Annotated in this window: 24 protein-coding genes; 10 read left to right on the top strand and 14 right to left on the bottom strand. The window is 64.2% G+C overall.

Annotated elements, in window-relative coordinates:
- Nucleotides 1-141: 141 nt before the first annotated feature.
- On the top strand, nt 142-1323 hold the full coding sequence (gene purT / locus B0E51_RS09675) for a formate-dependent phosphoribosylglycinamide formyltransferase (protein WP_077444666.1): 1182 nt from the start codon (nt 142-144) through the stop codon (nt 1321-1323).
- Nucleotides 1324-1380: 57 nt separating this feature from the next.
- A complete protein-coding gene (locus B0E51_RS09670; protein WP_077444665.1) occupies nt 1381-2904 on the top strand; it encodes an FMN-binding glutamate synthase family protein in 1524 nt (507 codons plus the stop codon).
- Nucleotides 2905-2950: 46 nt separating this feature from the next.
- Here the strand turns inward: B0E51_RS09670 and B0E51_RS09665 are convergent, their stop codons facing one another.
- From B0E51_RS09665 to B0E51_RS09650, 4 genes are read right to left on the bottom strand one after another with little or no spacing between them, the layout of a single operon-like run.
- A complete protein-coding gene (locus B0E51_RS09665; protein ID WP_077444664.1) occupies nt 2951-3658 on the bottom strand; it encodes an arginyltransferase in 708 nt (235 codons plus the stop codon).
- A 52-nt stretch (nt 3659-3710) separates the two neighbouring features.
- Nucleotides 3711-4103: a DUF2007 domain-containing protein gene (locus B0E51_RS09660; RefSeq protein ID WP_077444663.1), complete on the bottom strand. Its 393-nt coding sequence runs from the start codon at nt 4101-4103 to the stop codon at nt 3711-3713.
- 22 nt (nt 4104-4125) lie between these two features.
- Entirely contained in the window at nt 4126-4992 is an 867-nt protein-coding gene (locus tag B0E51_RS09655) for an acyl-CoA thioesterase II (RefSeq protein ID WP_077444662.1), read from the bottom strand.
- 53 nt (nt 4993-5045) lie between these two features.
- Nucleotides 5046-5606, bottom strand: coding sequence for an N-acetylmuramoyl-L-alanine amidase (locus tag B0E51_RS09650; RefSeq protein WP_077444661.1), 561 nt, complete (start codon nt 5604-5606; stop codon nt 5046-5048).
- Between the two features lie 90 nt (nt 5607-5696).
- Between B0E51_RS09650 and B0E51_RS09645 the strand changes: the two genes are divergently transcribed.
- The 5 genes from B0E51_RS09645 (at nt 5697) to egtD (ending at nt 11339) form a co-directional block, all read left to right on the top strand.
- Nucleotides 5697-6224: an alpha/beta hydrolase gene (locus B0E51_RS09645; protein ID WP_077444745.1), complete on the top strand. Its 528-nt coding sequence runs from the start codon at nt 5697-5699 to the stop codon at nt 6222-6224.
- Nucleotides 6221-8422: a bifunctional 23S rRNA (guanine(2069)-N(7))-methyltransferase RlmK/23S rRNA (guanine(2445)-N(2))-methyltransferase RlmL gene (gene rlmKL / locus B0E51_RS09640; RefSeq protein WP_077444660.1), complete on the top strand. Its 2202-nt coding sequence runs from the start codon at nt 6221-6223 to the stop codon at nt 8420-8422. The genes B0E51_RS09645 and rlmKL overlap by 4 nt, the downstream gene beginning before the upstream one ends.
- A gap of 64 nt (nt 8423-8486) precedes the next feature.
- Nucleotides 8487-8876, top strand: coding sequence for a hypothetical protein (locus B0E51_RS09635; RefSeq protein WP_077444659.1), 390 nt, complete (start codon nt 8487-8489; stop codon nt 8874-8876).
- A gap of 259 nt (nt 8877-9135) precedes the next feature.
- Nucleotides 9136-10353 (top strand): ergothioneine biosynthesis protein EgtB, encoded by a 1218-nt coding sequence (gene egtB / locus B0E51_RS09630; protein ID WP_077444744.1) that lies wholly within the window; start codon nt 9136-9138, stop codon nt 10351-10353.
- Nucleotides 10350-11339, top strand: coding sequence for an L-histidine N(alpha)-methyltransferase (egtD, locus tag B0E51_RS09625; protein WP_077444658.1), 990 nt, complete (start codon nt 10350-10352; stop codon nt 11337-11339). Before egtB ends, egtD begins: the two co-directional genes overlap by 4 nt.
- A gap of 68 nt (nt 11340-11407) precedes the next feature.
- Here the strand turns inward: egtD and B0E51_RS09620 are convergent, their stop codons facing one another.
- On the bottom strand, nt 11408-12913 hold the full coding sequence (locus tag B0E51_RS09620) for a peptidase S10 (RefSeq protein ID WP_077444657.1): 1506 nt from the start codon (nt 12911-12913) through the stop codon (nt 11408-11410).
- Between the two features lie 84 nt (nt 12914-12997).
- Nucleotides 12998-13441 carry a thioredoxin TrxC gene (gene trxC, locus B0E51_RS09615; protein ID WP_077444743.1) on the bottom strand — a complete coding sequence of 148 codons (444 nt, stop codon included), beginning with the start codon at nt 13439-13441 and terminating at the stop codon, nt 12998-13000.
- A 134-nt stretch (nt 13442-13575) separates the two neighbouring features.
- Between trxC and B0E51_RS09610 the strand changes: the two genes are divergently transcribed.
- On the top strand, nt 13576-14022 hold the full coding sequence (locus B0E51_RS09610; protein WP_077444656.1) for a hypothetical protein: 447 nt from the start codon (nt 13576-13578) through the stop codon (nt 14020-14022).
- Nucleotides 14023-14113: 91 nt separating this feature from the next.
- Here the strand turns inward: B0E51_RS09610 and B0E51_RS19840 are convergent, their stop codons facing one another.
- The 7 genes from B0E51_RS19840 to B0E51_RS09575 form a co-directional block, all read right to left on the bottom strand.
- A complete protein-coding gene (locus tag B0E51_RS19840; RefSeq protein WP_077444742.1) occupies nt 14114-14902 on the bottom strand; it encodes an SH3 domain-containing protein in 789 nt (262 codons plus the stop codon).
- A gap of 109 nt (nt 14903-15011) precedes the next feature.
- The gene (locus B0E51_RS09600; protein WP_077444655.1) at nt 15012-16316 is read right to left on the bottom strand and encodes an amino acid permease; all 1305 of its coding nucleotides are present in this window, start codon (nt 16314-16316) and stop codon (nt 15012-15014) included.
- Nucleotides 16313-17392: an SRPBCC family protein gene (locus B0E51_RS09595; protein ID WP_077444654.1), complete on the bottom strand. Its 1080-nt coding sequence runs from the start codon at nt 17390-17392 to the stop codon at nt 16313-16315. The genes B0E51_RS09600 and B0E51_RS09595 overlap by 4 nt, the downstream gene beginning before the upstream one ends.
- A gap of 81 nt (nt 17393-17473) precedes the next feature.
- A complete protein-coding gene (locus tag B0E51_RS09590; RefSeq protein WP_077444653.1) occupies nt 17474-17902 on the bottom strand; it encodes an FKBP-type peptidyl-prolyl cis-trans isomerase in 429 nt (142 codons plus the stop codon).
- A gap of 91 nt (nt 17903-17993) precedes the next feature.
- Nucleotides 17994-18701: an SH3 domain-containing protein gene (locus B0E51_RS09585; protein WP_168172614.1), complete on the bottom strand. Its 708-nt coding sequence runs from the start codon at nt 18699-18701 to the stop codon at nt 17994-17996.
- Nucleotides 18702-18822: 121 nt separating this feature from the next.
- Entirely contained in the window at nt 18823-19422 is a 600-nt protein-coding gene (msrB, locus tag B0E51_RS09580; protein WP_077444651.1) for a peptide-methionine (R)-S-oxide reductase MsrB, read from the bottom strand.
- Nucleotides 19423-19458: 36 nt separating this feature from the next.
- A complete protein-coding gene (locus tag B0E51_RS09575; protein ID WP_077444650.1) occupies nt 19459-21180 on the bottom strand; it encodes a cytochrome c biogenesis protein DipZ in 1722 nt (573 codons plus the stop codon).
- A 193-nt stretch (nt 21181-21373) separates the two neighbouring features.
- Between B0E51_RS09575 and B0E51_RS09570 the strand changes: the two genes are divergently transcribed.
- Nucleotides 21374-22009, top strand: a complete 636-nt coding sequence (locus B0E51_RS09570) for a sigma-70 family RNA polymerase sigma factor (RefSeq protein WP_343124664.1) — start codon at nt 21374-21376, stop codon at nt 22007-22009.
- A gap of 5 nt (nt 22010-22014) precedes the next feature.
- The gene (locus B0E51_RS09565) at nt 22015-22680 is read left to right on the top strand and encodes an NrsF family protein (protein WP_077444741.1); all 666 of its coding nucleotides are present in this window, start codon (nt 22015-22017) and stop codon (nt 22678-22680) included.
- Between the two features lie 18 nt (nt 22681-22698).
- On the opposite strand, the gene B0E51_RS09560 is transcribed toward B0E51_RS09565, so the two are convergent.
- Nucleotides 22699-23181, bottom strand: coding sequence for a YajQ family cyclic di-GMP-binding protein (locus B0E51_RS09560; RefSeq protein WP_077444648.1), 483 nt, complete (start codon nt 23179-23181; stop codon nt 22699-22701).
- Between the last annotated feature and the right edge of the window lie 136 nt (nt 23182-23317).

Below are 23317 nucleotides of genomic sequence, written 5' to 3'. Positions count from 1 at the left end.
GCACAAAGTAGATATCAAATAGATATCAAATACAAGTGCCGATCTGCTGCCGGCTTCCGAACTGGCCTTGAACCCGGACCGGGCGCTCAGATTGCTCTCTCGGCCGCATACAATGCCGCTTTGCCCGCTCCGGAGAACCCGATGAAGCCGTTTGGTACGCCGCATTCCGATCATGCCTTGCGTGTCCTGTTGCTCGGCGCAGGCGAGTTGGGCAAGGAAGTTGCGATCGAGTTGCAGCGCTACGCGGTCGAGGTGATCGCGGTGGATCGCTACGCCAATGCGCCGGCGATGCAGATTGCCCATCGCAGCCACGTGATCGACATGCTCGACGGCAAGGCGCTGCGTGCGTTGATCGAACTGGAAAAGCCCGATCTGGTGGTGCCGGAGATCGAGGCGATCCACACGCCGACCCTGATCGAACTGGAGAAGGAAGGTCAGCGGGTGATTCCGACGGCCCGCGCGGCGTGGCTGACCATGGATCGCGAAGGCATCCGCCGGCTGGCCGCGGAGGAACTGAAGCTGCCGACCTCGCGGTACCGTTTCTGCGATGACGAAGCACAGTATCGCGAGGCGGTTGCCGCGATCGGTTATCCGTTCGTGATCAAGCCGGTGATGAGTTCATCCGGCAAGGGTCAGAGCGTGGTGTGCGACGCAGAAGAATTGCAGCACGCGTGGGACTACGCACAGTCCGGTGGCCGTGCCGGCAAGGGACGCGTGATCGTCGAGGGCTTCGTCGATTTCGATTACGAGATCACCATGCTCACCGTGCGGCATACCAATGGCATCAGCTTCTGCGCGCCGATTGGTCATCGCCAGGAGGACGGCGATTATCGCGAGTCGTGGCAGCCGCAGCCGATGAGTGAAGTTGCGCTGGCCGAAGCGCAGCGACAGGCTGCGGCAGTGACCGGGGCGCTGGGCGGCTGGGGCGTGTTCGGCGTGGAGTTCTTCGTCAAGGGTGACGCGGTGATTTTCTCCGAGGTCAGTCCGCGCCCGCACGACACCGGCCTGGTCACGCTGATCTCGCAGGAGTTCTCCGAGTTCGCGCTACATGCGCGGGCGATCCTCGGTCTGCCGATTCCGGTGATCCGCCAATACGGGCCGTCAGCCTCGTGTGCGGTGCTGGTCAAGGGCGACGGCGCGGCGCCGCGTTACCACGGCGTGGCCGAGGCGCTGGCCGAGCCGGATACGCAGTTGCGCATCTTCGGCAAGCCGACCGTCAGTGGTCGTCGGCGCATGGCGGTGACACTGGCGCGTGCCGAATCACTGGAAGCGGCAGTAGGCAAGGCGGTACGCGCGGCGGGGCATTTGCGCATCGAGTTGTAAGCGTGGGTGATGCGCTAGGCTTGATCGATACGGCAGCTGATTGAGAGGAGAACAAGCATGGAATCGAGCGGATTCGCGCACTGGCTGGTCGTCGTGGTGGAGCTCTGCACGGCATTCGCGCTGCTGCTGTTGGCACTCGCGGTGGTCGTGGTGCTGGTGACCTGGGTGGTCGACCGCAACCAGACCGGCAACGCAGTGCTGCGAAATTTTCCGGTGATCGGACATTTCCGCTACTGGTTCCTGCATCTGGGCGAATTCTTCCGCCAGTACCTGTACTCCAGTGACCGCGAGGAGATGCCGTTCAATCGCGCGCAGCGCACCTGGGTCTACCGCGCGGCCAAGGACGTCGACAACACCAACGCGTTCGGCTCCAGCCGCGACCTGCGTGGCGAGGGCGTGCCGTTCTTCGTCAATGCGCCGTTTCCGGACCTCGGCGTGGATCACGTCAAGCCGGTACCGGTGACGATCGGCCCTTATGCGCGTGAGCCATACAGCCATGCGCCGTTCTTCAACATCTCGGCGATGAGCTTCGGCGCGCTGTCGGCGCCGGCGGTACGTGCGCTGTCGCGTGGCGCGGCCAAGGCCGGGATCTGGATGGATACCGGCGAAGGCGGCCTGGCGCCGTATCACCTCGAAGGCGGCTGCGACATCATCTTCGAGATCGGCACCGCCAAGTACGGCGTGCGCACGCCGGACGGCAAGCTTGACGATGGCAAGCTGCTGGCGATCTGCGCGCACAAGCAGGTCAAGATGGTCAGCATCAAACTGGGGCAGGGCGCCAAGCCGGGCATGGGCGGCTTGCTGCCCGGCGCCAAGGTCACCGCCGAGATCGCCGCGATCCGCGGCATCCCGGTGGGTGAGGATTCGCAAAGCCCGAATCGCCATCTGGACATCGGCAACGTCACGCAACTGATGGACAGCATCAGCCACATCCGAGAGCTCACCGGCAAGCCGGTGGGCTTCAAGGCGGTACTCGGTGGCGTGGAATGGATCGGCGAACTGTGTGACGAGATCCATCGGCGCGGCATCGAGAGCGCGCCGGATTTCATCATCGTCGACGGTTCCGAAGGCGGCACCGGCGCAGCGCCACAGACGCTGATGGAAGGCGTCGGCCTGCCGCTGCACGAGGCGTTGCCTGCCCTGCTCGACATGCTGATCGTCAAGGGCCTGCGCGAGCGCATCAAGGTGGTCTGCTCGGGCAAGTGCATCACCGCCTACGACGTGGCGTGGGCGCTGTCGATCGGCGCCGACTTCGTCAATTCCGCGCGCGGCTTCATGCTGGCGTTGGGCTGCATCCAGTCATTGCAGTGCAATCGCAACACCTGTCCCACCGGCATCACCACGCAGAATCCGAAGCTGCAGCGCGGCCTGGTGGTGCTGGACAAGAGCGAGCGCGTCTACCACTACGCCACGAACGTGATGAAGGAAGTCGGCATCATCGCGCACAGCTGTGGCGTCAGTGAGCCGCGCCAGCTCAATCGCAGGCATTGCCGGGTGGTGGGTGACGACGGCTTGTCGATACCGCTGGAGAAGCTGTTTCCGTATCCATCAGTGGCCAAGGTGACGGTTACAGCTGACTGACAAGGGTCTAAAGCCATGCGCCAGATGCAAGGCATGGCAAATCGGGCTACGACATCGCCACCCAGCCATCGGCTGTACGGATCTGCAGCGGTCTGAAGCGCCGCTTGTAATCCATCTTCGGATGGCCGTCGATCCAGAAGCCGAGATACAGCCATGGTGCGCCGCGGCGACGGGCCAGTTCGATCTGCTGCAGGATCGCGTAGGTGCCGAGGCTGCGCGCCGTTTCGCTGGGATCGTAGAACGTATAGACGGCTGAAATGCCGTTCAAGCAGACGTCGGTGACCGCCACGGCCAGCAAGCGTTCGCCCTGACGCAGTTCCATGAATAACGTGGGGCTCCATGGCGCAGTGAGGAAGCGGCGGAAGTCGCTGGCTTCCGCATCGTCCATGCCGCCGCCGGCATGACGGCTCTGCAGGTAGCGTTCGTAAAGGCCGTGCCGTTCGCGGTTGTAGCCGGGGATCGACTCGCTGACGATGAGGTCGATATTGCGTTTCAGGCAGCGGCGCTGGGCACGGTCTGGCTTGAAGTTCGCCACGTCGATGCGGCATGGCGTGCAGGCATGGCATTGCGGGCAATGCGGGAAGTACAGGTGGCCGCCGGCGCGACGGAAGCCGCGCTCAAGCGCCGGTCCGTACAGCCGGTCAAGATGAGGGGCGGCTGGATCGAGCACCAGGTTCTGTGCGGTGCGCTCGGCGTAGTAGCCGCATGCATGGGGCAGCGTCTGGAACAGGCGGACTTGGTCGGTGCGGCGCATGGCCTGATTCTATGCCTGCCTGTGGGCACGACACCATCGGCGCGTCGGGTACCTAGACGATGTGCAGGTAGCGCAGCACCACCATCGCGAATGCAGCGAGCACGAGCAGAAGCACGATGCGCCGCACGCGGGCCACGGTGTGCTCGCGCTGCATGGTTGGCGACGGGTTGCGCGCGGCGGCCAGTTCGTCACCATGGCGGATCACCGGCTCGATGCCGATCTCGCGCAGCAGCGCACGTGCCTTGGTGTAGTCGTCGGCGCGGGAGATCCACACCTGCGCCCAGCTGTCACGGCTGTCCTGCTGCTGCGAGTAACTGAACCGCTGGTAGCTCTGGCGCTTGTAGTTGGAACGGTTGGCCACGGTGGCTTCGATGCCGTGTTCGGCCATCAGGGCAACCACACGATCGATGTTTTCCGGGCGGGGCGAGGTATAGATCTGGCGCATGTGCGCAGTTTACGCGATCGGCTCAGTCGCCGCGGACGCGGATCAACCCTTCCTGCGCGGTGGAGGCCACCAGACGCCCGTCGCGACTGAAGATCTGCCCACGCGCCAGGCCTCGACCACCTTGCGCGGTGGGGCTGTCAAACGAATACAACAGCCATTCATCGACGCGGAACGGGCGGTGGAACCACAGTGCATGGTCGAGGCTGGCCATCTGCACGTTGTGGGTGAGGTAGGAAATGCCATGCGGCAGGGTGGCGGTGCCGATCAGGTGGAAGTCCGAGGCATAGGCGAGTAGCGCACGATGCAGAATAGCCGAATCACTGATCGGCGAGGTGAGCCTGAACCAGATGTGCTGGATCGGCGGTCGTTTGGCTGGGTGGCGTTCGTCGCGCGGCCATACCTGGCGGAACTCGAACGGGCCGTCGATGCCCAGCCAACGCTGCAGCTTTACCGGCAGCCGCGACAGCTCGTTCGGCGGCAGCGGATGCAGCGGCTCGATGTCTTCCGGCGCCGGCACCTCAGGCATCGAGGTCTGGTGCTCGACGCCGGCTTCCGGGACCTGGAACGAGATCGAGCCATTCAGGATCGGCTGGCCGTGCTGGATCGCCAGCACCCGCCGCGACGAAAACGTACCACCATCGCGGGCGCGCTCCACGCTGTACACGATCGGTGCATCGATATCGCCGGCGCGCAGGAAATACGCATGCAGCGAGTGCGCTTCGCGTTCCGGATCAACGGTTTGCTGCGCCGCCGCCAAGGCTTGTCCGAGCACCTGACCCCCGAACACGAAGCGGGTGCCGATGTCGCGGCTCTGGCCACGGAACAGGTTGTCCTCCAGTCGCTCGAGCTGCAGCAGATCGACCAGTTCGGTGACGTGGTTTGGCGACATGGGGGGCTCGTTGCGTTGGCGAAGGCGCGATTATAGCGGCGGCCGGTCGCAGCCTAGTGCGTGCCGATCCGCTTCAGTCCGCTACAGTCCAGCACCTCAGGCCAAGGGAACAGGGGACCGGGATCGAGCTTGCGGTGGATTTCCTTCGCGGGATCATCGCTGGCCGGCATCATGGCGCTATCCAGATCCTCATGCCCGGCGATCTGCCGCAGGTTCGGGAAATCGTGGCGCAATTGGGCCAGCAGGGCACGCAGTGCGCTGATCTGGGCCGCGGTGTACGGCTCGGTCATCTGCTGGTGGTGTGAGTCCCACCAGTGCGGGTAGCGGCCCAGGTTGACCAGCTCGATACCGATCGAGTTCGGATTGTGGCCGCGCACGTGGTTTGCCACACGGGTGCCTGGGACGTAACGGTAAACCGCACCGTCGCGGTCGATGTAGTAATGGCCGCTGTTGCCGGTGCCGTTGTCGTACAGGGTTTTTTCGCCGTATTCGCGGGCCGTGGCCAGGTCCGGCAGCTCGGTGCAGTGGATCACCACCAGCTCGACGGCGCTGACGGGGCGCTCGGGCAGGTGGGCGACGTAAGGCAGCGGCTGGTCGTGAATAGTCAGTGGCATCGGCCAAGTCTCGCACGGGCCAAGGCCGGGCGGAAACGCCGCCTGTTACCATGCCCGCCTTGGCTTTTCGAAGTTTTCATGGAGACCGCCATGCGCGGCCAGATCATTCTCTCGCACGGCTCGGACTCCAGTCCTGACGCTACCAAGGTCAGCGCGCTGGCCGCACTGGCCGAATCGCTGGGCTGGCGCACGCAACGGCCGGACTACAGCACCGACGACGCACGCGGCCATGCTGGTTCGGTGGCGCCGCGGATCGCCCGCCTGCGCGCCACCATCGAGGCGCTGGATGTGCCGCCGCTGCTGGTCGGTTCCAGCATGGGTGCGTTCGTGTCCGGGCTGGTGTCGCTGGATGTGCCGGTGGCGGGTCTGCTGTTGCTGGCCACGCCGAGCGAAATCCCTGGTTATGCGCGGGCGTTCGATCTGCGCCGCAGCGTGCCAACGCTTTTGATCCATGGCTGGCGCGATGACGTGTGCCCGCTGCCGGGGGTGCATACGTTTGCTGCTTCACGCCATCTGCCATTGCTGGTGCTGGACGACGACCATCGGCTGGGTGCCAGCATGGATGTGATCGCCGCGCAGTTCCGGCAGATGCTCGATCGACAGGCGTCCGGCGCATGAGCCGGCTTTCATCTGGCTTGTTCTTCGCAACCTGCCCAAAGGGGTTGGAATACCTGCTGCGCGACGAACTGATTGCGATCGGCGCCAGCGACGTGCGCGAGGCGCTCGCCGGTGCGCATTTCTCCGGCACCCTGGAAACCGCCTATCGCGCCTGCCTGTGGTCGCGGCTGGCCAGCCGCATCCTGTTGCCATTGGCCGAATTCGACGCGGCCGATGACGATGCGCTGTATCGCGGCGTGCAGGAGATCGACTGGAGCCAGCACCTGGCCGCGCACGCCACCTTCGCAGTGGATGCCGGCACCGCGCTGAGCAAGCTCACCCACAGCCAGTTCATCGGCCTGCGCACCAAGGATGCGGTGGTCGACCAGTTCCGCCAGCGCGACGGCAACCGGCCGGGCATCGATACCGACGAGCCTGACATCCGGATCAACCTGCGCCTGCGTCGCGATCGCGCGACGGTGTCGCTTGATCTTGCCGGTTCGCCGCTGCACCGCCGTGGCTGGCGCGAAGTGCAGGGCGAAGCGCCGCTGAAGGAAAACCTCGCCGCGGCGATGCTGCTGCGCGCGCGCTGGCCGGAGGTGTATGCCGCCGGCGGGGCGTTGCTCGATCCGATGTGTGGCTCGGGCACCTTGCTGATTGAGGGCGCGCTGATGGCTGCCGACGTGGCGCCTGGCCTGCGCCGTGAATATTTCGGTTTCCTCGGCTGGCAGCAGCATGACATCGCGGTGTGGCGCAGCCTGCTCGACGAAGCGAACCAGCGTGCCGAAACCGGCCTGCGCAGCTTGCACAGCGTGTTCTTCGGCAGCGATGCCGACCCGCGGATGGTGCAGACGGCGATACGCAATGCGCAGGAAGCCGGTGTGGCCGGCTTCTTCACGCTGGACCGGCAGGACATGACGCATGCCGCGCCGCCGTCTGGCGTCGACTACGGCCTGGTCATCACCAATCCGCCGTATGGCGAGCGGCTGGGTGAGCGCGCCGAGATGCCCAAACTGTATCGCGCCCTGGGCGACACGCTGCGCACGCGCTTCACCGGCTGGCGTGCCGCCGTGCTGGCTGGCGACGTGGAGCTGGGTCGGGCGATGCAGCTGCACGCAGACAAGCGCTACACGCTGTACAACGGTGCGCTGGAAACCGTATTGCTGACCTTCGACCTGAGCAGGCGCGACGAAGCGCCGCGCGAACCGAAACCGCTGTCGGCCGGTGCGCAGATGCTGAAGAACCGGCTGGAGAAAAACCTCAAGCACTTGCGCAAGCGGCTGACCCGCGAGGGCATCCATTGCTGGCGCGCCTACGATCAGGATCTGCCTGAGTACGCCGCCGCGATCGACGTCTACGGCGACACGAACGGCGACGATCACCTGCACATCCAGGAATACCGCGCGCCCGCCGATGTGCCGGCCGACATCGCGCGCCTGCGCCTGCGAGAGATCGCCCGCGTCGCCGGCGAAGTGCTCGGCGTGCCGCGCGAACGCATCGCGATCAAGACCCGCGAACGCGGCAAGGGCGGTTCCAAGTACGGCCAGCTTGATCAGCGCAACGAGTTCATCGAGGTGGACGAGGGTGGTCTGAAGTTCCTGGTCAACCTCACCGACTATCTCGATACCGGGCTGTTCCTCGATCACCGACTGGTGCGCGCGAAGGTGCGTGAGTTGGCGGACGGAAAGTGTTTCCTCAACCTGTTCGCCTATACCGCCACCGCCAGCGTGCACGCAGCGGCTGGGGGTGCGCTGGAAACCACCAGCGTGGATCTGTCGGCCACCTATCTGGAATGGGCGTCGCGCAATCTCGCACTGAATGGTTTCAGCGGTTCGAGTCACCGCTTGATGCAGTTCGATGCGCTGGAATTCCTGCAACGCGACCGTGGGCACTACGGGCTGATCTTTGTCGATCCGCCGACGTTCTCCAACTCCAAGCGCGCTGAGGATTTCGACGTGCAGCGCGATCACGTGAAACTGCTCGATGCCTGCAACGAACGGCTGACCCGCGACGGCGTGATCGTGTTTTCCAACAACTTCCGCCGCTTCAAGCTCGATCGCGCGGAACTTGAGCAGCGCTTCGAGATTGAGGACTGGACCGCGCCCAGCATCCCGTTCGACTTTGCCCGTCGAGCCGACATCCACGGTTGCTGGCTGCTCCGGCGGCGCAAACCTGACGCCGGGATTAACCCGTGGGATAGCGCCCGCATCAAAAAATGAACCCTTCAGTCCACATTAAGCGCAGCGAGCCGAGCATAGACACTGTCATTAACGGAGAGGTGTCATGACCAAGCGTTTCTTTAGTGCGGGCAAGCTGGCAGTCATCAGTCTGGCAGTCGCGGCAACGGTGGCGATGCCACTCAGCGCGTCGGCTCGTGGCTGGGGCGGTCATGGCTACGGCTACCGTGGTGGTTATCACGGTTATTACCATGGTGGTGGTTACTGGAGTGGTGGTCGCTGGATTGCCGGTGCGCTTGTTACCGGCGCCGTAGTCGGGCTGGTGGCCAATGCCTTGGCTCCGCCTCCGGTGTATTACGGCCAGCCGCAGGTGGTCTACGCCCAGCCGCAGGTAGTTTACGCGCAGCCGCAGGTGGTCTACGCCCAGCCGGGTGTGGTCTACAGCAATACCCCGCCGCCGTCGCGCTACGTCCGCGACGACGGTTACAGCAACTGATCGAACTGATCAGGCAATCAGCAACAAGAAGCCCGGCAACCAGCCGGGCTTCTTGTTTTTGCGCGTGATGATTTTGCGATCTGCCTGGCCGCCATGGAATTGCCATCGGGGTATCACGGGAATTGAACGGTAGGCGCGGCATGCTGACGGACATGTTTCCGCTCGACCCATTCATCATCAACCTTACGGCAGCATCCCCATGGATGGCTGTGCCGGGGTATCCGTAGTGGCAAGTCGGCCGTTGATCATCCTGGAGTCGATGACTTCCCGATTCCGTCAGGTGCGTCGGCAGACGCTGGAATTGTGCGCTGGACTCAGTGCCGAGGATCTGCTGGTGCAGTCGATGCCGGACGCCAGTCCCGGCAAATGGCATCTGGCACATACCAGCTGGTTCTTCGAGCAGTTCGTGCTGGGCCGTGATCCGGCTTGGCGGCCGCGCGATCCGGCGTGGAACTATCTGTTCAATTCCTATTATCAGTCGATCGGGCCCATGCATGCGCGGCCACAGCGCGGTCTGCTGTCACGTCCCTCGCTGGACGAGGTGCATGACTACCGGCGCCATGTCGATGACGCTGTGGGCGAATTGCTTGAGCGCAGCGATGACGCCGAGTTGGCGATGCTGGTCGAGCTGGGTTTGCAGCACGAACAGCAGCATCAGGAATTGCTGCTCACCGACATCAAGCATGCGTTCTGGAGCAACCCGCTGCAGCCGTCATACCAATCGGTGCCGATCACGCCCCGGCAGGCTGCGGCAGTGTCGCTGCGCTTTCTCGATGGCCGCGAGGGCGTCGTCGAAATCGGTCATCGCGGCGAAGGGTTTGCGTTCGACAACGAAACCCCGCGCCACCGCACCTTGCTGCAGCCACATGCACTGGCGAACCGACTGGTGACCAATGCCGAATACCTGGCGTTCGTGCGCGAGGGTGGCTATCGCGAACCTGGCTTGTGGCTGTCCGATGGCTGGGCCATGGTGCAGCGCGAAGGCTGGGAGCGCCCGCTCTACTGGCAGCCCGGTCTGGACAGCGAGTTCACTCTTGCCGGTGTGCGTGCGCTGGATATGCACGTGCCGGTATGCCACCTGAGCTATTTCGAGGCCGAGGCGTTTGCACGCTGGGCGGGTGCCCGATTGCCGACTGAGGCCGAGTGGGAGTCGGCCGCACAAGGCATCGATATCAACGGCAATCTGCAAGACGAACAGCGCTTCCATCCATGCGCGGCAACTGCTGGCAATGGTCCGCTGCAGCTGTATGGAGATGTGTGGGAGTGGACTGCCTCGCCGTATGTCAGCTATCCGGGCTTTCGTCCGCTGCCCGGTTCGCTGGGCGAATACAACGGCAAATTCATGTGCGGCCAGTGGGTGTTGCGCGGGGGTTCCTGCGTCACCCCGCGCGAGCACATTCGCGCCAGTTACCGCAATTTCTTTCCACCCCAAGCCCGCTGGCAGTTTGCCGGGCTGCGACTGGGACAGGACCGATGAGCAGTGTGCAACCTTGTGGCGTCAGCGACGACGATCGTCGTCCGCCGATAAACGATTTGCTGGAAATCGCCCAGCGTGGACTCGCTCTCAAGCCGAAACGGCTGCCTTCGTGGCTGTTTTACGACGAGCACGGCTCGACCCTGTTCGAGCGGATCTGCGAGCAGCCGGAGTATTACCTCACCCGCTGCGAAATTGCGTTGATGGCCGAGCATGCACAAAGCATCGCCGACACCCTCGGCAGCGAGGTGCGGCTGGTCGAATACGGCAGTGGCAACGCACGCAAGACCCGCATGCTGCTGCAGCATCTGCAGTCGCCGGTGGCCTATGTGCCGGTGGAGATTTCGCCGGAGCCATTGCGGCAAAGCGTGGAGCGGCTGGCGATGGAGCTTCCGTCGCTGCCGCTGCAGCCTTTGTGCGCCGATTTCAGCAAGCCGCTGCGCCTGCCGATCCCTCCGCGCGCGCCACGTCGCACGGTACTGTATTTTCCTGGCTCGACCATCGGCAATTTCGAGAACCGTGAGGCGGCCATACTGCTGCGCAAGATGCGCAACGAGATGGGCGATGCCGGCGGTATCCTGATCGGCGTGGATCTGAAGAAGGATCCTGCGTTGATTGAGGCTGCCTACAACGATCGCGCGCGCGTCACTGCAGCATTCACCCTCAACATGCTGACGCGATTGAACCGCGAGATCGGCAGCAATTTCGAGCTGTCGGGATTTGCCCATCGTGCGCATTACAACCCGATGGCCGGGCGTATCGAGACGTATATCGTCAGTCGTCGCGAGCAGCAGGTAAAAGTCGGGCGGGTGAATGTTTCGTTCCGCGAGGATGAGGCCATGCAGGTCGAATACAGCTGCAAATATTCGCTGGCCGATTTTGCCGCGCTGGCTGCCCGCGCCGGATTGGCGGTGCAGCAGGTGTGGACCGATCCGGAGAAGATGTTCAGTCTGCAATATCTGGTGCGCGGCAACCCCCGCACCCGTTGACTCCCTGCGGATGCTGATCGGCGACGCGAGCCGGGGCGTGCACGGCACGCCCCGGCAGGATGATGAACTTACTTCACGCCGTATAGCGCCCGCACATCGCTGGTCAATGCGGCTTGGCTGTCCTGGCGGCTATAGAACATGTGGCCGCCGGCGTATTCCTTCACCTGGACGCGGGTCGGGTCACCCATCGCCGGGATCTGGTCGACGATCAGCACCGAGGCCATGAACGGGCAGGACAGGTCGTCCCAGCCATGGGCGATCAGCACACGCAGCCCGGGATCGTTGGCGACTGCTTCGCGCAGTTGCGATACTGAACCCTTGTTCGCGTCGTCGTCTTCATGCCAGAGCTTGTTCACCTCGTAGCTGAGCGCGTTGTAACGACCGTCGACTTTCCAGCCGACCGTTTGAGTGACGAAGTTGACCATCGCGCTGGTGGTGGGCGCGATGATGCCGTTGAGGATGGGGTCGCCGGTTCGCTGGTGCGGTGCATATGGGAACGGGTCCCATGCGGTGACGTTGGAGTCGTAGCGGCTGCCCAGCTTGCCTTCGGCGCGATAGACCTCGCGCAGGTAGGCCTGGGTTTCCAGCCGGCCGCCGGAGCGTTTCACGAACAGCGGGTCGAGCCCGGTCAATTCGGCTACCTTCTGCACCACGCGATCGGTGGCTTGCGGATCGGAGCGACCGCGCATCAGGTCGCTGGCGTATTCGCCGCGGGTGTAGTCGATGATCGGCGTCATCGCCTCCGTAGTGAGCTTGTGCTCGCGCTCCAGATGGGCGGCGGCGATCGAGGGCAGCGTGAGCATCCACGGCAGCGGCGACACATCCTCGTCGTCCGACGCGGCCGGGTCGAGATACGGCGAGAGCAGCACCACGCCGTTCATCGCCACGCCTAGTTGGGTCTGCAGGTAATCGGTGATGCGCGGGCCACGGAAGCCGCCATAGCTCTCGCCAACCAGATACTTGCGTGAGGTCATGCGACCGTTCTTGACCAGCCAGTCGTAGACGATGCGCGAGAGGTACCTGATATCGCTGTCGGTGCTGTAGAACTGCTTGGTCGCTTCCTTGTCGTCCACCAGCGCGCGGCTGAAGCCGGTGCCGACCGGATCGATGAACACCAGGTCGGTGAAGCCCAGCCAGGTGCCGGGGTTGTCATGCAGTGTCGCCGGGTCGGACGGGTTGTCGCCCTCGACGCCGAAGTTCACCTTCTTCGGACCGATCGCACCGAGATTCAGGTAGACCGACGAGGCTCCGGGGCCGCCGTTGAGCGCGAACGTCACCGGTCGATCCTTGCCGGCCATGGTGTAGGCCGTGAACACCACTTCGCCGGTGATGTCGCCTTTCTCGTCGCGCACCGGCAGCGAGCCCACGGTGACGGTGTATTTCAGCATCTTGCCGTCCACGGTCGTGGACTGCGTCACGTGTGCATCGGCCGGAAACGGTGGCAGATGGAAACCGTTGCTGCTGGCTGCATCTTGCGTCGCCGCTGGTTTGTGGGTATCCGCGGCCAGCACCGATGTCGTGAATCCAGCGGTGATCAGGGCCGCCAGCAGGGCGGTTTGCAAGGGCTTGCGCACGGATCGTTCCTCATGGGGGAAAGATTCAAGCCTAACTGCCTGCGGCGCGGCCGGACTGTGCACAAAGGCATGGGTAGTGGCAGTTCAGGCCTGTGCAAGCGTCGCATGGACGAACTGCTGCAGCTGCGCCGAGTTCAGTGCGCCCGTTTGCCGTGAGATCTCGCGACCCTGACGGAACATGATCAGTGTGGGGATGCTGCGGATATGGAAGCGCTGGGCCAGCTGCGGCTGCGCCTCCGTGTCGAGCTTGGCCAGCCGCAGGCGTGGCTCGAACTGGCGTGCAGCCTGCACGAACACCGGCGCAAAGCCGACACACGGCCCGCACCATGGCGCCCAGAAATCCACCAGCACCGGCAGGTCGCCACGGCTGGTGATCGCGTCAAAGTTCGTGGCCGTCAGCTCGACTGGGTGCCCGTCGAATAGCGCCTGCCTGCAGCGACCGCAGGTCGGCTGTTCGCCGATGCGTTCAGCTGGTACGCGGTTGAGGGCGCCGCAATGCGGACAGGGAATGTTCAAGGGCATACTCATGGCAGACTCCGACAATGGGTGGCGCACGGCGCCATGCGCGACAAGATGGCGCCGCTGATCCGCAAACCCAAGCTGGCGACCGGTGGACGAAACCATCGAGCATGCAAAAGCATTTCCCTGATCCCGGACCATCCATGCCGTGTCCATTGCTGCGTGGTGTGATTGCGCTCGGCATGTGCTGGACTTTGCCGAATACCTTGCTCGGTGTGCTGGCAGGATGCGTCGGTTTCATGTTCGGCGCGCGCATGCGCTGGCAGCGACGCGAACTGGCCCTGGTGGTGCGCTGCTGGCCGTGGGGAGGTGGTGCGTTGACGCTGGGCAACGTGATCGTGCATACCGGCGAGCGGCTGGACACGCCATGCTTCACTTATGCGCATCGTGCCGGCCGTGGTGTCGAGCCGCCGGTGTCGCTGGCCGATCACGAGCGCGCGCATGTGTATCAATACCTGCTGCTTGGCCCGTTGTTCCTGCCGCTGTATTTGCTGTGCGGCGGCGTCAGCGTGCGCAATCCTTTCGAGCGTGCAGCGGATCGCTACGCGCAAAGCGGATACGGATGGTGGCCATGGGCTGGCCGCGATTGATCAGGTGGTGCGGATCCTGGCCCGACCATGCCGGGATCTCAGCTGCAAAAACGCCGCGGCTTGTCCGCGGCGTTTTTGCGAGTGCAGCGCTTCAGTTGCCGTTGTTGTTCTTGTCGACAGGTGCCGGACGGGTCTGTGGTTTGGGCGGCTTGCCCTGGCCCTGTGGTGGACGATTGCCGGAGCCGTTGCCCTGACCCGGCGGCGGACGGTTACCCTGGCCAGGTCGGCCACCTTGCGGCGGCGGTGGGCGATTTCCTTGTGCCGGAGGTGGACGGTTCCCTTGCCCCGGTGGCGGCCGGTTTCCCTGGCCTGGCGAAGGGCGATTACCCTGGTTCGGTGGTGGCCGATTGCCTTGGCCCGGCGATGGGTGGTTGCCATTGCCTGGATTGCCGATGCCGGGGCGCGGCGGCGGTCTGTTTCCATGGCCCGGCTGCGGGCGCGGCGGTGGGCGATGGATGGGACGCGGCGGCGGGCGGCTGATGATCGGCCGGCGGTACCAGTCATTGCGCTGGCGATAGAACGGACGATTGCTGTAGTAGTTGCTCCAGTAGGTACCGATCACGAAGCTGATGATCGGAATGCCGATGTTCGCGCCGTACTCCTGTACCACCACCGGCTGGTTTTGATACTGGTACTGGATGAACGTGCCGGCTACCCAGCCGCGTGCATCCATGGTGATCACATCGCACCATTCCCAACCGGCGGTGCAGCCCTGGATGTTGACCGGAGTGCCGGCAGGAATCGTGAGGATCAGTGGATATGCCGAGTCCGGCCCGGCGCGCAGGTTGACGTTGCCGGTGACGAAGCCGTCGGCAGCCTGGGCCAAGGCGGGTACAGCCAGTGCAATTGAAGACAGAACCAACCATGCAAGACGTTTCATCGATGGCATCTCCTGAGTCGTTGTCCGCTAAAAGACTTCCTCATGTACGCATGTGTCACGATCTATGCCTTCCCACTGTGGGCCTGTTGCGGCTGACGTGCAAGCGCGATCAACCTGACTGGGCTTGCTTGTGCGGATGAGCGTGGATGCGCTGCCAGAGATGGATCGGCAGCCCGGCCAGCAGCAGCACACCACCCCACAGCAGGGATTCCATGCCAGTACCGATCAGCGCCCACAGGCTGTAAATCAAGGCACCGGCGGCGATCAGTCGCTTTCCCCAGGCGGCTGAAGTATCGATGCGCCACCACGCCAATACGGTCAGCACATACGGCAGCAGCGTGGCGGCGGTGGACAGCAGGATCGAGAAAGTGAAGAGCGCGACCAGACTGCGGTTGTAGTTGGCAACGATCAGGGTGCTGGCCAGCACACTGCTCAGCAACAGGCCGAAACGTGGAGTGCCATGGCGATCCAGTCGCGCAAACGATGCCGGGAACACACGGTCCTGTGCCGCTGCCAGCGGTGTCTGCGCCTGCAGCAGCACCCAGCCATTGAGTGCGCCGAAACAGGAAATCGTGGCGACTACGCCGATGCCGATACCCGCGACCGGCCCCCACAGCCGGCTGGCCGCCTCGGCCATTGGCGCCGCCGAGTTGCGCAGTACGTCGAGCGGCAGCAGGCCGATCACCACGGTGCAAGCGAGCATGGTGGTGATGCCGGCGATCAGCATCCCGATCACAGTGGCGCGTGGCACGTTGCGTTCGGGATCGTGCACCACACCGGTCGGCACCGTGGCTGCTTCCAGTCCCAGCAAGGCCCACAGCGTCAATGCGGCGACGGCTGTGGTGGCCTGGAACAGTGGCTGTCCACTGGGGTTGAATGGCCGATAGGCGCCAGCATGGATCCAGCCGAGGCCGATCACACCGAACACCACCAGCGGCACCAGTTTGAGCAGGGTGGTGACCAGTTGCACGCGTGCTGCTTCACGTACGCCGGCGAGACTCACCGCAGTGCAAAACCACAATGCTCCGAGCGCACAGGTCGCACCGCGTAACGGCGTCGCCGTGGCGGCCGGCCACACCGCGCCGAGGCTGCCAGCAAACGCTACCGCGATCGCCGCATTGGCCGTCCACACGCTGATCCAGTAGCTCCATGCCGCCACGAAGCCGGCGCCGTCACCAAAGGCATGCCGCGCGTAACCGTAACCGCCGCCGTGGTTGCGGATCGCCTTGGCCAGCCAGGCATAGACCAGTGCCAGCAGCAGTGCACCACCAAGGGTCAGCCCCCAGCCAAGCACGCTTGCTGCCCCGTACGGCGCCAATGCCGCCGGCAGCAGGAACACGCCGGAGCCGATCATGTTGCCGACCACCAGCGCTATCAGCATCCACAGCCCAAGCGGCCGTGTGTTGGTACTCATGTCTGCTGGCGATACGCGCGGCGCAGCAGTTCGTGGAAGTGATGCACCGCGTTTTCGCGCAGCGGATTCAGTCGCCCGGCTTCATAGGAACCGGAAGCGAGGCCGCGCTGAACGTCTTCGCAGATCGTCACGTCCTCGACCTGCACCTCATCGCTGAATGCGATGTCTCTGGCGCGGCGTGCCAGCGCTTCGGGAGTGCTGGCCGGTGCGTAGTAGAAATCGAACTCGACGCGACAACGGTCCACGCCCAGCGGCAGCACGCGGTTGGTCTGCAGCCGGCCGGGCAGGATGTTGAGCATCGCGTTCGGATACAGGAAGTAGTACAGCGCCTCGCCGCTGCCGTACAGATTGTCACCGCTCTCCAGGGGACTGAACTGGAACGAATACCACTCGGCCGTCTCGGTGATGTAGCTGCGGTAATCCAGCACGCTGTTGAGGCCGGGATGGATGTGCGGTACGTGGTAACCCTCCAGGTAGTTGTCCACGTACACCTTCCAGTTGCATGCCACTTCCCAGCTGGCGCGGTGATGGAATTCAAAGCCGGCCAGCGAGCGATCCGGGCCGAGTCGTGCATCGATGCCGGCGGCGAAATCTTCGAACGGCGGCGCCTCATTCGTGGCAATGAACACCAGTCCTTGCCACACCTGCACGCGCACCTCGGGCAAGCGGATCTCGGCCGGGTTGAAGTCGGGCGTGCGGCCCATCTCCGGTGCACCGCGCAGCACGCCATCGAGCCCGTAGGTCCACCCGTGGTAACGGCAGCGCAGCGCGGTCGCGCCGCGACCGTCGCAGCTGGCAATCGGCCCGGCCCGATGCCGGCACACATTGTGGAACGCACGAATCGTGGACTCGTCGCTGCGCACGATCAGCAGTGGCAATCCGGCGATCGCGGTCACCACATGATCGCCCACGCCGTTCAGTTGAGACTGATGACACACCAGCTGCCAGCTCTGCGCGAACACCGCGGCGGCATCCAGTGCCGGCATGCGTGGGTCGGTGTAATAGCGCGCCGGCAGTGCCAGCGCGTGATCGAGCGACTGCGGAGCGAGCACGTCGGGCGAAAGCAGCTCGGTCATGGCAATACCTGACAATGGCGATATCAGAGTATTGACCGCTGAACGATCCACGGGAAGATACTGCGGCAAAATTTTGGACTGCTAGTGCACGCTGACCAGTTCGATATCGAACACCAGCGACGCGTCGGGCGGTACCACGTTGCCGACACGGCGACCGCCGTAGCCGAGTTTCGGCGGGATCAGCAGGGTGCGCTTGCCACCCACGCGCATGCCCTTGATGCCCTTGTCCCAGCCGGGAATGACCTTGCCTTCGCCGAGGGTGAAGCTGATCGTCTGGCCGTGGTCGTACGAGCTGTCGACTTTCGCGCCGTGATGATCCTTCGCGCTTTCGTCGTACAGCCAGCCGGTGTAGTTGAGTTCGACCTCGGTACCGTTGCGGGCGAGAGCGCCCGTGCCGACCTGGCGATCGATGATGTCGAGCCGGGAAAGGCCATCGGCGGCACTCGCCAGCGGCAGCATGACTGTACTGACAAGCAGCAGAATGGCGGTAAGCAGCAAGAGTCGGTGCATCTGAGGCAACTGACTAAGGCGGGCGATCAGTGTAACCGGCAGGCGGGGTGATTCCGTTCACCCAGCCTGCGGTCAGTGGATAGCTGGATGATCAGTGGTTGTCGTGATCGTCTTTGCGCGGCGGCGGAGTCTTTTCGTTGCCAGGCCGGGCTGGCGGGGCGTGATTGGGAGCAGGCGCCGGTGAATGGTTGCCGTATTGCTGCGGCCGGCCATTCTCCGCGGGCCGGCCATTCTCCATCGGTTGCATGGGACGGCCGGGGCTAACCGGTCCCAGATGGCCCGGCATCGTCGGGTGATAGGTTGGGTAGCCTGGCTCGCCCCCGTTGCGCACCGGTCCGCTGTAGCGGTACGGCTGACGAATCGGTGGCGGCGGCCGTACGTCGATGCGGCGGCGATACCAGTTGTCGCGATCGTTATAGAACGGGCGGCCGCGATAATAGTTATCCCAATACGCGCCGATCACGAAGCTGACGATCGGAATGCCGATCTGCGCCCCGTATTCGGGTAGCAGCACGGGCTGGTCCTGGTACTGGTAGCCGATGAAATTGCCGGCCACCCAACCACGGTTGTTGTCTTGTGCGATGACATCGCACCATTCCCAGCCATTCGTGCAGCCCTGCACGCTGATGCCGGTGCCGGCCGGAAGCTGGTCGATCAGTGGGTAGCTCGGGTCGGGGCCGGCACGCATGTTGACGTTGCCGGTGACATAGGCGGCGCCATCCTGTGCGAGCGCAGGGAGCGCTAGCGCGAGTGACGCCAAAGACAGTGATGCAAGGGCAAAACGGGTCAGGCGTTTCATGCGGACGATCTCCAGCGGGTGGAAGTCACCTGCAGTATATGCGCGTGATGGCATGGCGATATCAACAGCGATGTTTGAGTAGGTCATCTGCCATACATCGCCGGTATATCGCCGGTACAGCTCAGCCGTCCGCTCGTGCCACGAAGCGCAGTGCTACCGAATTCATGCAGTAGCGCAGGCCGGTTGGCTGCGGGCCATCGTCGAAGACATGGCCGAGGTGGCTGTCGCAGCCGGCGCAGCTGATCGCGGTGCGATCCATGCCGAAGCTGCTGTCGCGATTCTGGATCACATTGCGCGCTGCAATCGGTTGCCAGAAGCTGGGCCAGCCGGTGCCGGAGTCGAATTCGGTTGCCGCGTCGTACAGCGCGGTAGCGCAGCCGGAGCAGCGGAATAGGCCAATGCCGAGTTTTTCATGCGGGCCACTGAAGGCCATTTCGGTACCGTTGCGACGCATCACGTCGAAGGCTGCCGGCGACAGCCGCTGGCGCCATTGCGCGTCGGTCAGCACCAGCTTCGGCACCTGGCGCAGGCCGAGGTCGCGGCCATTGTCGGCGAAGATTTCCAGCAACACGTTGCCGGGTTTGCCGACCGGTTTGTTGTCGGCGGCAAACAGGCGCGGGATGACCAGGCTACCGCCGGCCACCAGCAATGCGCCTCCAGTAAGCGCGGTGCGCAGGAAACGGCGGCGATCCATCGCGAGGGTTTCATCGAGGCGTGACATGGCAACCTCCGTGGAGATAGCTGTGGATGAAAAGGATCAGCCGAACGTGAAGGCGTACGCCTGCACACCGGGATCCAGGAAGGTGACCTGGAACAACCGTTCGCCACTGCCGTTGGCCTGGCGCACCAGCTGATACTGGCGCTGTGCGGTGATCGTGCCGTTACCGTCGGCGTCGGTATCCATGCCGTGGTCGGCACCGGGTGCTTTGCCGTCGATGGTGACGCGGAAGCGGACCGGCTTGCCGTCGCTGGCCGGGCCGAGCACGAGGTGCAGGTCGCGGCCGCGGAAGCGGTAGACGATGCTGCCACCGGTTTTGTCCAGCTGCGCGCTTTCGCCGTGCACGTTCCAGTGGCCATCCAGCGACCATTGATCCGCGGCGAGGGAGTCGGGTGTGTGGTAATCCGCGGCATCGTCATGCGCCACCTTGCCGCCGACGAAGTTCTGCGCACGCGCATAGCCGACATAGGTTTCCGGCGAGCGGGTGGGGTCGCCCGATGCGGCGGCTTCGACGCCGTGGTGGTCATCGCTGATGTGGCCGCCCGGCAGGTCCTTCTGGCCGGCTGCGGTCAGCAGCTGGCGGATCACGTCCTCGCTTTCCTGGTAGCCGCCTTCGCCAAAGTGGTGATGACGGATCTGCCCCTGCGCGTCGATGAAGTAATGCGCCGGCCAGTATTCGTTGTTGAAGCCCTGCCAGATCGCGTAGTTGTCATCCAGAGCGACCGGGTAATCGACGCCCAGGTCCTTCACGGCCTTGGCCACGTTGGCCGGATCCTTCTCGAATGCGAACTCCGGTGCGTGTACGCCGATCACTACCAGACCGTGATCCTTGTACTTGTCGGCCCAGCCGCGCACATACGGCAGCGAGCGGATGCAGTTGATGCAGGAATAGGTCCAGAAGTCGACCAGCACCACCTTGCCGCGCAGCGATTCGGTGGTCAGTGGCGGACTGTTGAGCCATTGCGTGGCGCCAGCCAGCGACGGCATCTGGCCTTCCACCGGCAATGGGTCGCCGGCTTTCAGTACCGGCTCCGGTGCCGGTGTCGGGCGCACCGCATTGATCAGCTTCTGTTCGATGCCGCCGGTGCTGGCCAGCGAGACGCGGGTGAGCAGGCCGGTATCCAGCCCCAGTGCGATGCAGGCCACGCCAGCGAGCACCAGCACGCCGAGTACGCGGCGCACCCATTCGCCGGCGCCCAGCGAGCGCTTCATCAACGCGAACATCTTGCCGCCAATCAGCAGCGCAAGGCCGAGCGAGGTGGCTGCGCCGCCCGCATACGTGAGCAACAGCAAGGTGGTCTGTACGCTGGCACCGTTCAGCGCCGCGCCGGTCAGCAGCAGGCCGAGGATCGGCCCGGCGCACGGCGCCCACAGCAGGCCGGTGGCGACGCCGAGGCCGGCGGCGGACCAGATCGAGTCGCCATCGCCGGCCGAACGCTGCGACAGCCGGTTGCCGAGCGCCACGAACGGGCGGGTGATCCATTCGGCCAGATGGGTCGACAGCAGGGTCAGTCCAAGGAAGGCCAGCACTACCAAGGCGATGACGCGGCCGTACTGGTTCGCGTGTACGGCCCAGCCACCACCGAGCGCGGCCAGCGTGGCCACCGCGGCGAACGTGATCGCCATGCCCAGCAGCATCGGCAGGCCGTTGCGCATGAACGGCCGGTCCGAGCGGGCGAACACAAACGGCAGCACCGGCAGTATGCAGGGACTGAGGATGGTCAGTACGCCGCCGAGGTAGGCGAGGATCAACACGAGCATGAGAGCGTCATCCGTTGGGTGGTGTGTGGCTATTCGCAGGCGGGTTGGTTGCGGTTACCTCAGGCGATGTCAGCCACACTTGCCTTGCGATGGTTAGATACGAGGTAACTCCTGTGCAGGTTGCAGCGAATGCCTGATCAAGAGTTCCCGATCTGGAGCAGTCATGCCGCAAGCCTTGACCGCAAGCGGCTTCATGAGTCTAGATAGTGGCCTTACCCCGTGGGCGAGTGCCAATCAGTCCGTGCCAGCCGATGTTGCCGCAGCCAACGACAGCGAATCGCCCGACCAGCGTCGGGCGGCGTGGATGGCGGCTGCGCAGGCGGGTGACCGGCGTGCCTACGAGAAGGTGCTGGCCGATTCGGTGGCGTTGATCCGTGCAGCGGCACGCCGGCAGGGCGTGGCGCAGGATCATCTGGATGACGTGGTGCAGGAAACCCTGATCACCGTGCATCGCGTGCGTCATACCTATGATCCGACGCGCTCGTACGATGCGTGGCTCAGCGCAATCGCCAGCCGCCGTGCGATCGACGCGCTGCGCAGTCGCGGTCGGCGTGACAGCCGCGAGGTGCATGATGACTTCGCACTGGATCGCCATCCCGATGTCGACGATGCCAGCGCTGCCGTAGAAAGCGAGCAACGTGCGCAGCGCCTGCGTGCCGCGATCGCCGAGTTGCCGCCGGGTCAACGTGAGGCGGTGGAGCAATTGGGCTTGCGTGAGCGCTCGCTGGGCGAAACGGCCGAACTTACCGGGCGCAACACCGGCGCGTTGAAAGTGAATCTGCATCGCGCGCTGAAGGCGCTGCGCGAACGTTTCCATGGAGAATCTTGAACACCATGTCCGACCCGCGATCGCATGAGGCATTGATCGACCAGCTCGGCACCGAACTGGTGCCGGTGCGGCGTCTGTTGCCGCCATGGCTGCGCACCGCCGGCTGGTTGCTGGTCGTGGCGGCGATCGCGGCGGTACTGCTGATGCATTACGGCCTGGATCCGATGTTGCGTCGCTGGGCTGGTACACCGGATCTCGGCTGGGCTGGCATGGGTGCGGTGATCACCGCGATTACGGCGGCGTGGGCTGCTTTTGCCTTGGGAGTGCCGGGACGGCGTGCAGCCTGGGCATGGCTGCCACTGCCGGGTGCACTGTTGTGGGTCGGCGCCAGCGGCCTCGGCTGCCTGCGCGTGCATGTGCGCGATTTGATCGCTCCTGGCACACAACTCGCCACCATGCATCAGTCCGCTGATTGCCTGGTCTTCATCATCAGCTTCTCGGTACCACTGTCCGTGTTGCTGATCGTGTTGCTGCGACGCGCATGTCCACTGCGGCCGGTGCTTACCGCCGTCATGGTCGGGCTGGCCAGCGCGGCCGCCTCGGCCAGCCTGCTGGAGATTTGCCATTCATACGATGCGGCCGCGACCGACTTGCTGACGCACGCGCTGGCCGTCGCGATCGTGGTGGCTGTCAATGCGGCGATGGGTGGCCGGCTGCTGTCGAGAGCTTGATGTTCGAAGCCTGACGACTCAATCGCGGAAATTGTCGAACTGCAGCGGCAACTCGACATCCGCCTTGCGCAGCACCGCCATCGCATCCTGCAGGTCGTCGCGCTTCTTGCCGGTGACGCGCAGCTTGTCGCCGTTGATCTGCGCCTCGACCTTGAGCTTGGCGGCCTTCAACGAACCGACCAGCTTCTTCGCCACCGGCTGCTCGATACCCTGCTTGACGGTGATCTTCTGCCGCGAGCCACCCAGGTTGGTTTCCGGATCGCCCACGTCGAGTGCACGGATGTCGATCTTCCGCGCCACCAGTCGGGCGCGCAGGATGTCCAGCATCTGCTGCAGCTGGAATTCGCTGGGCGCGCTCTGGGTGATGACGAACTCGTCCAGTGCGTACGACGCATCCTGACCCTTGAAGTCGAAACGGGTGGACAGCTCGCGGTTGGCCTGGTCGACCGCATTGGTCAGCTCGTGCTTGTCGACTTCGGAGATCACGTCAAAGGAGGGCATGGCGGCGGCTCGCTGGAAACAGGGTCAAAGTGTAAGCGATGCGACTGGGCGATAATGCGCGACCTCCCTTTTCGTCATTCCGGCGCAAGCCGGAATCCAGCGCCTCATTGGCGGCGAGGGCACTGACTGGATCCCG

The sequence above is a fragment of the Rhodanobacter sp. C05 genome (assembly GCF_002001165.1).
GTDB lineage: Bacteria > Pseudomonadota > Gammaproteobacteria > Xanthomonadales > Rhodanobacteraceae > Rhodanobacter.
Note: the sequence above shows the minus strand (reverse complement) of the source record. Positions and strands in the feature narration are given on the sequence as shown.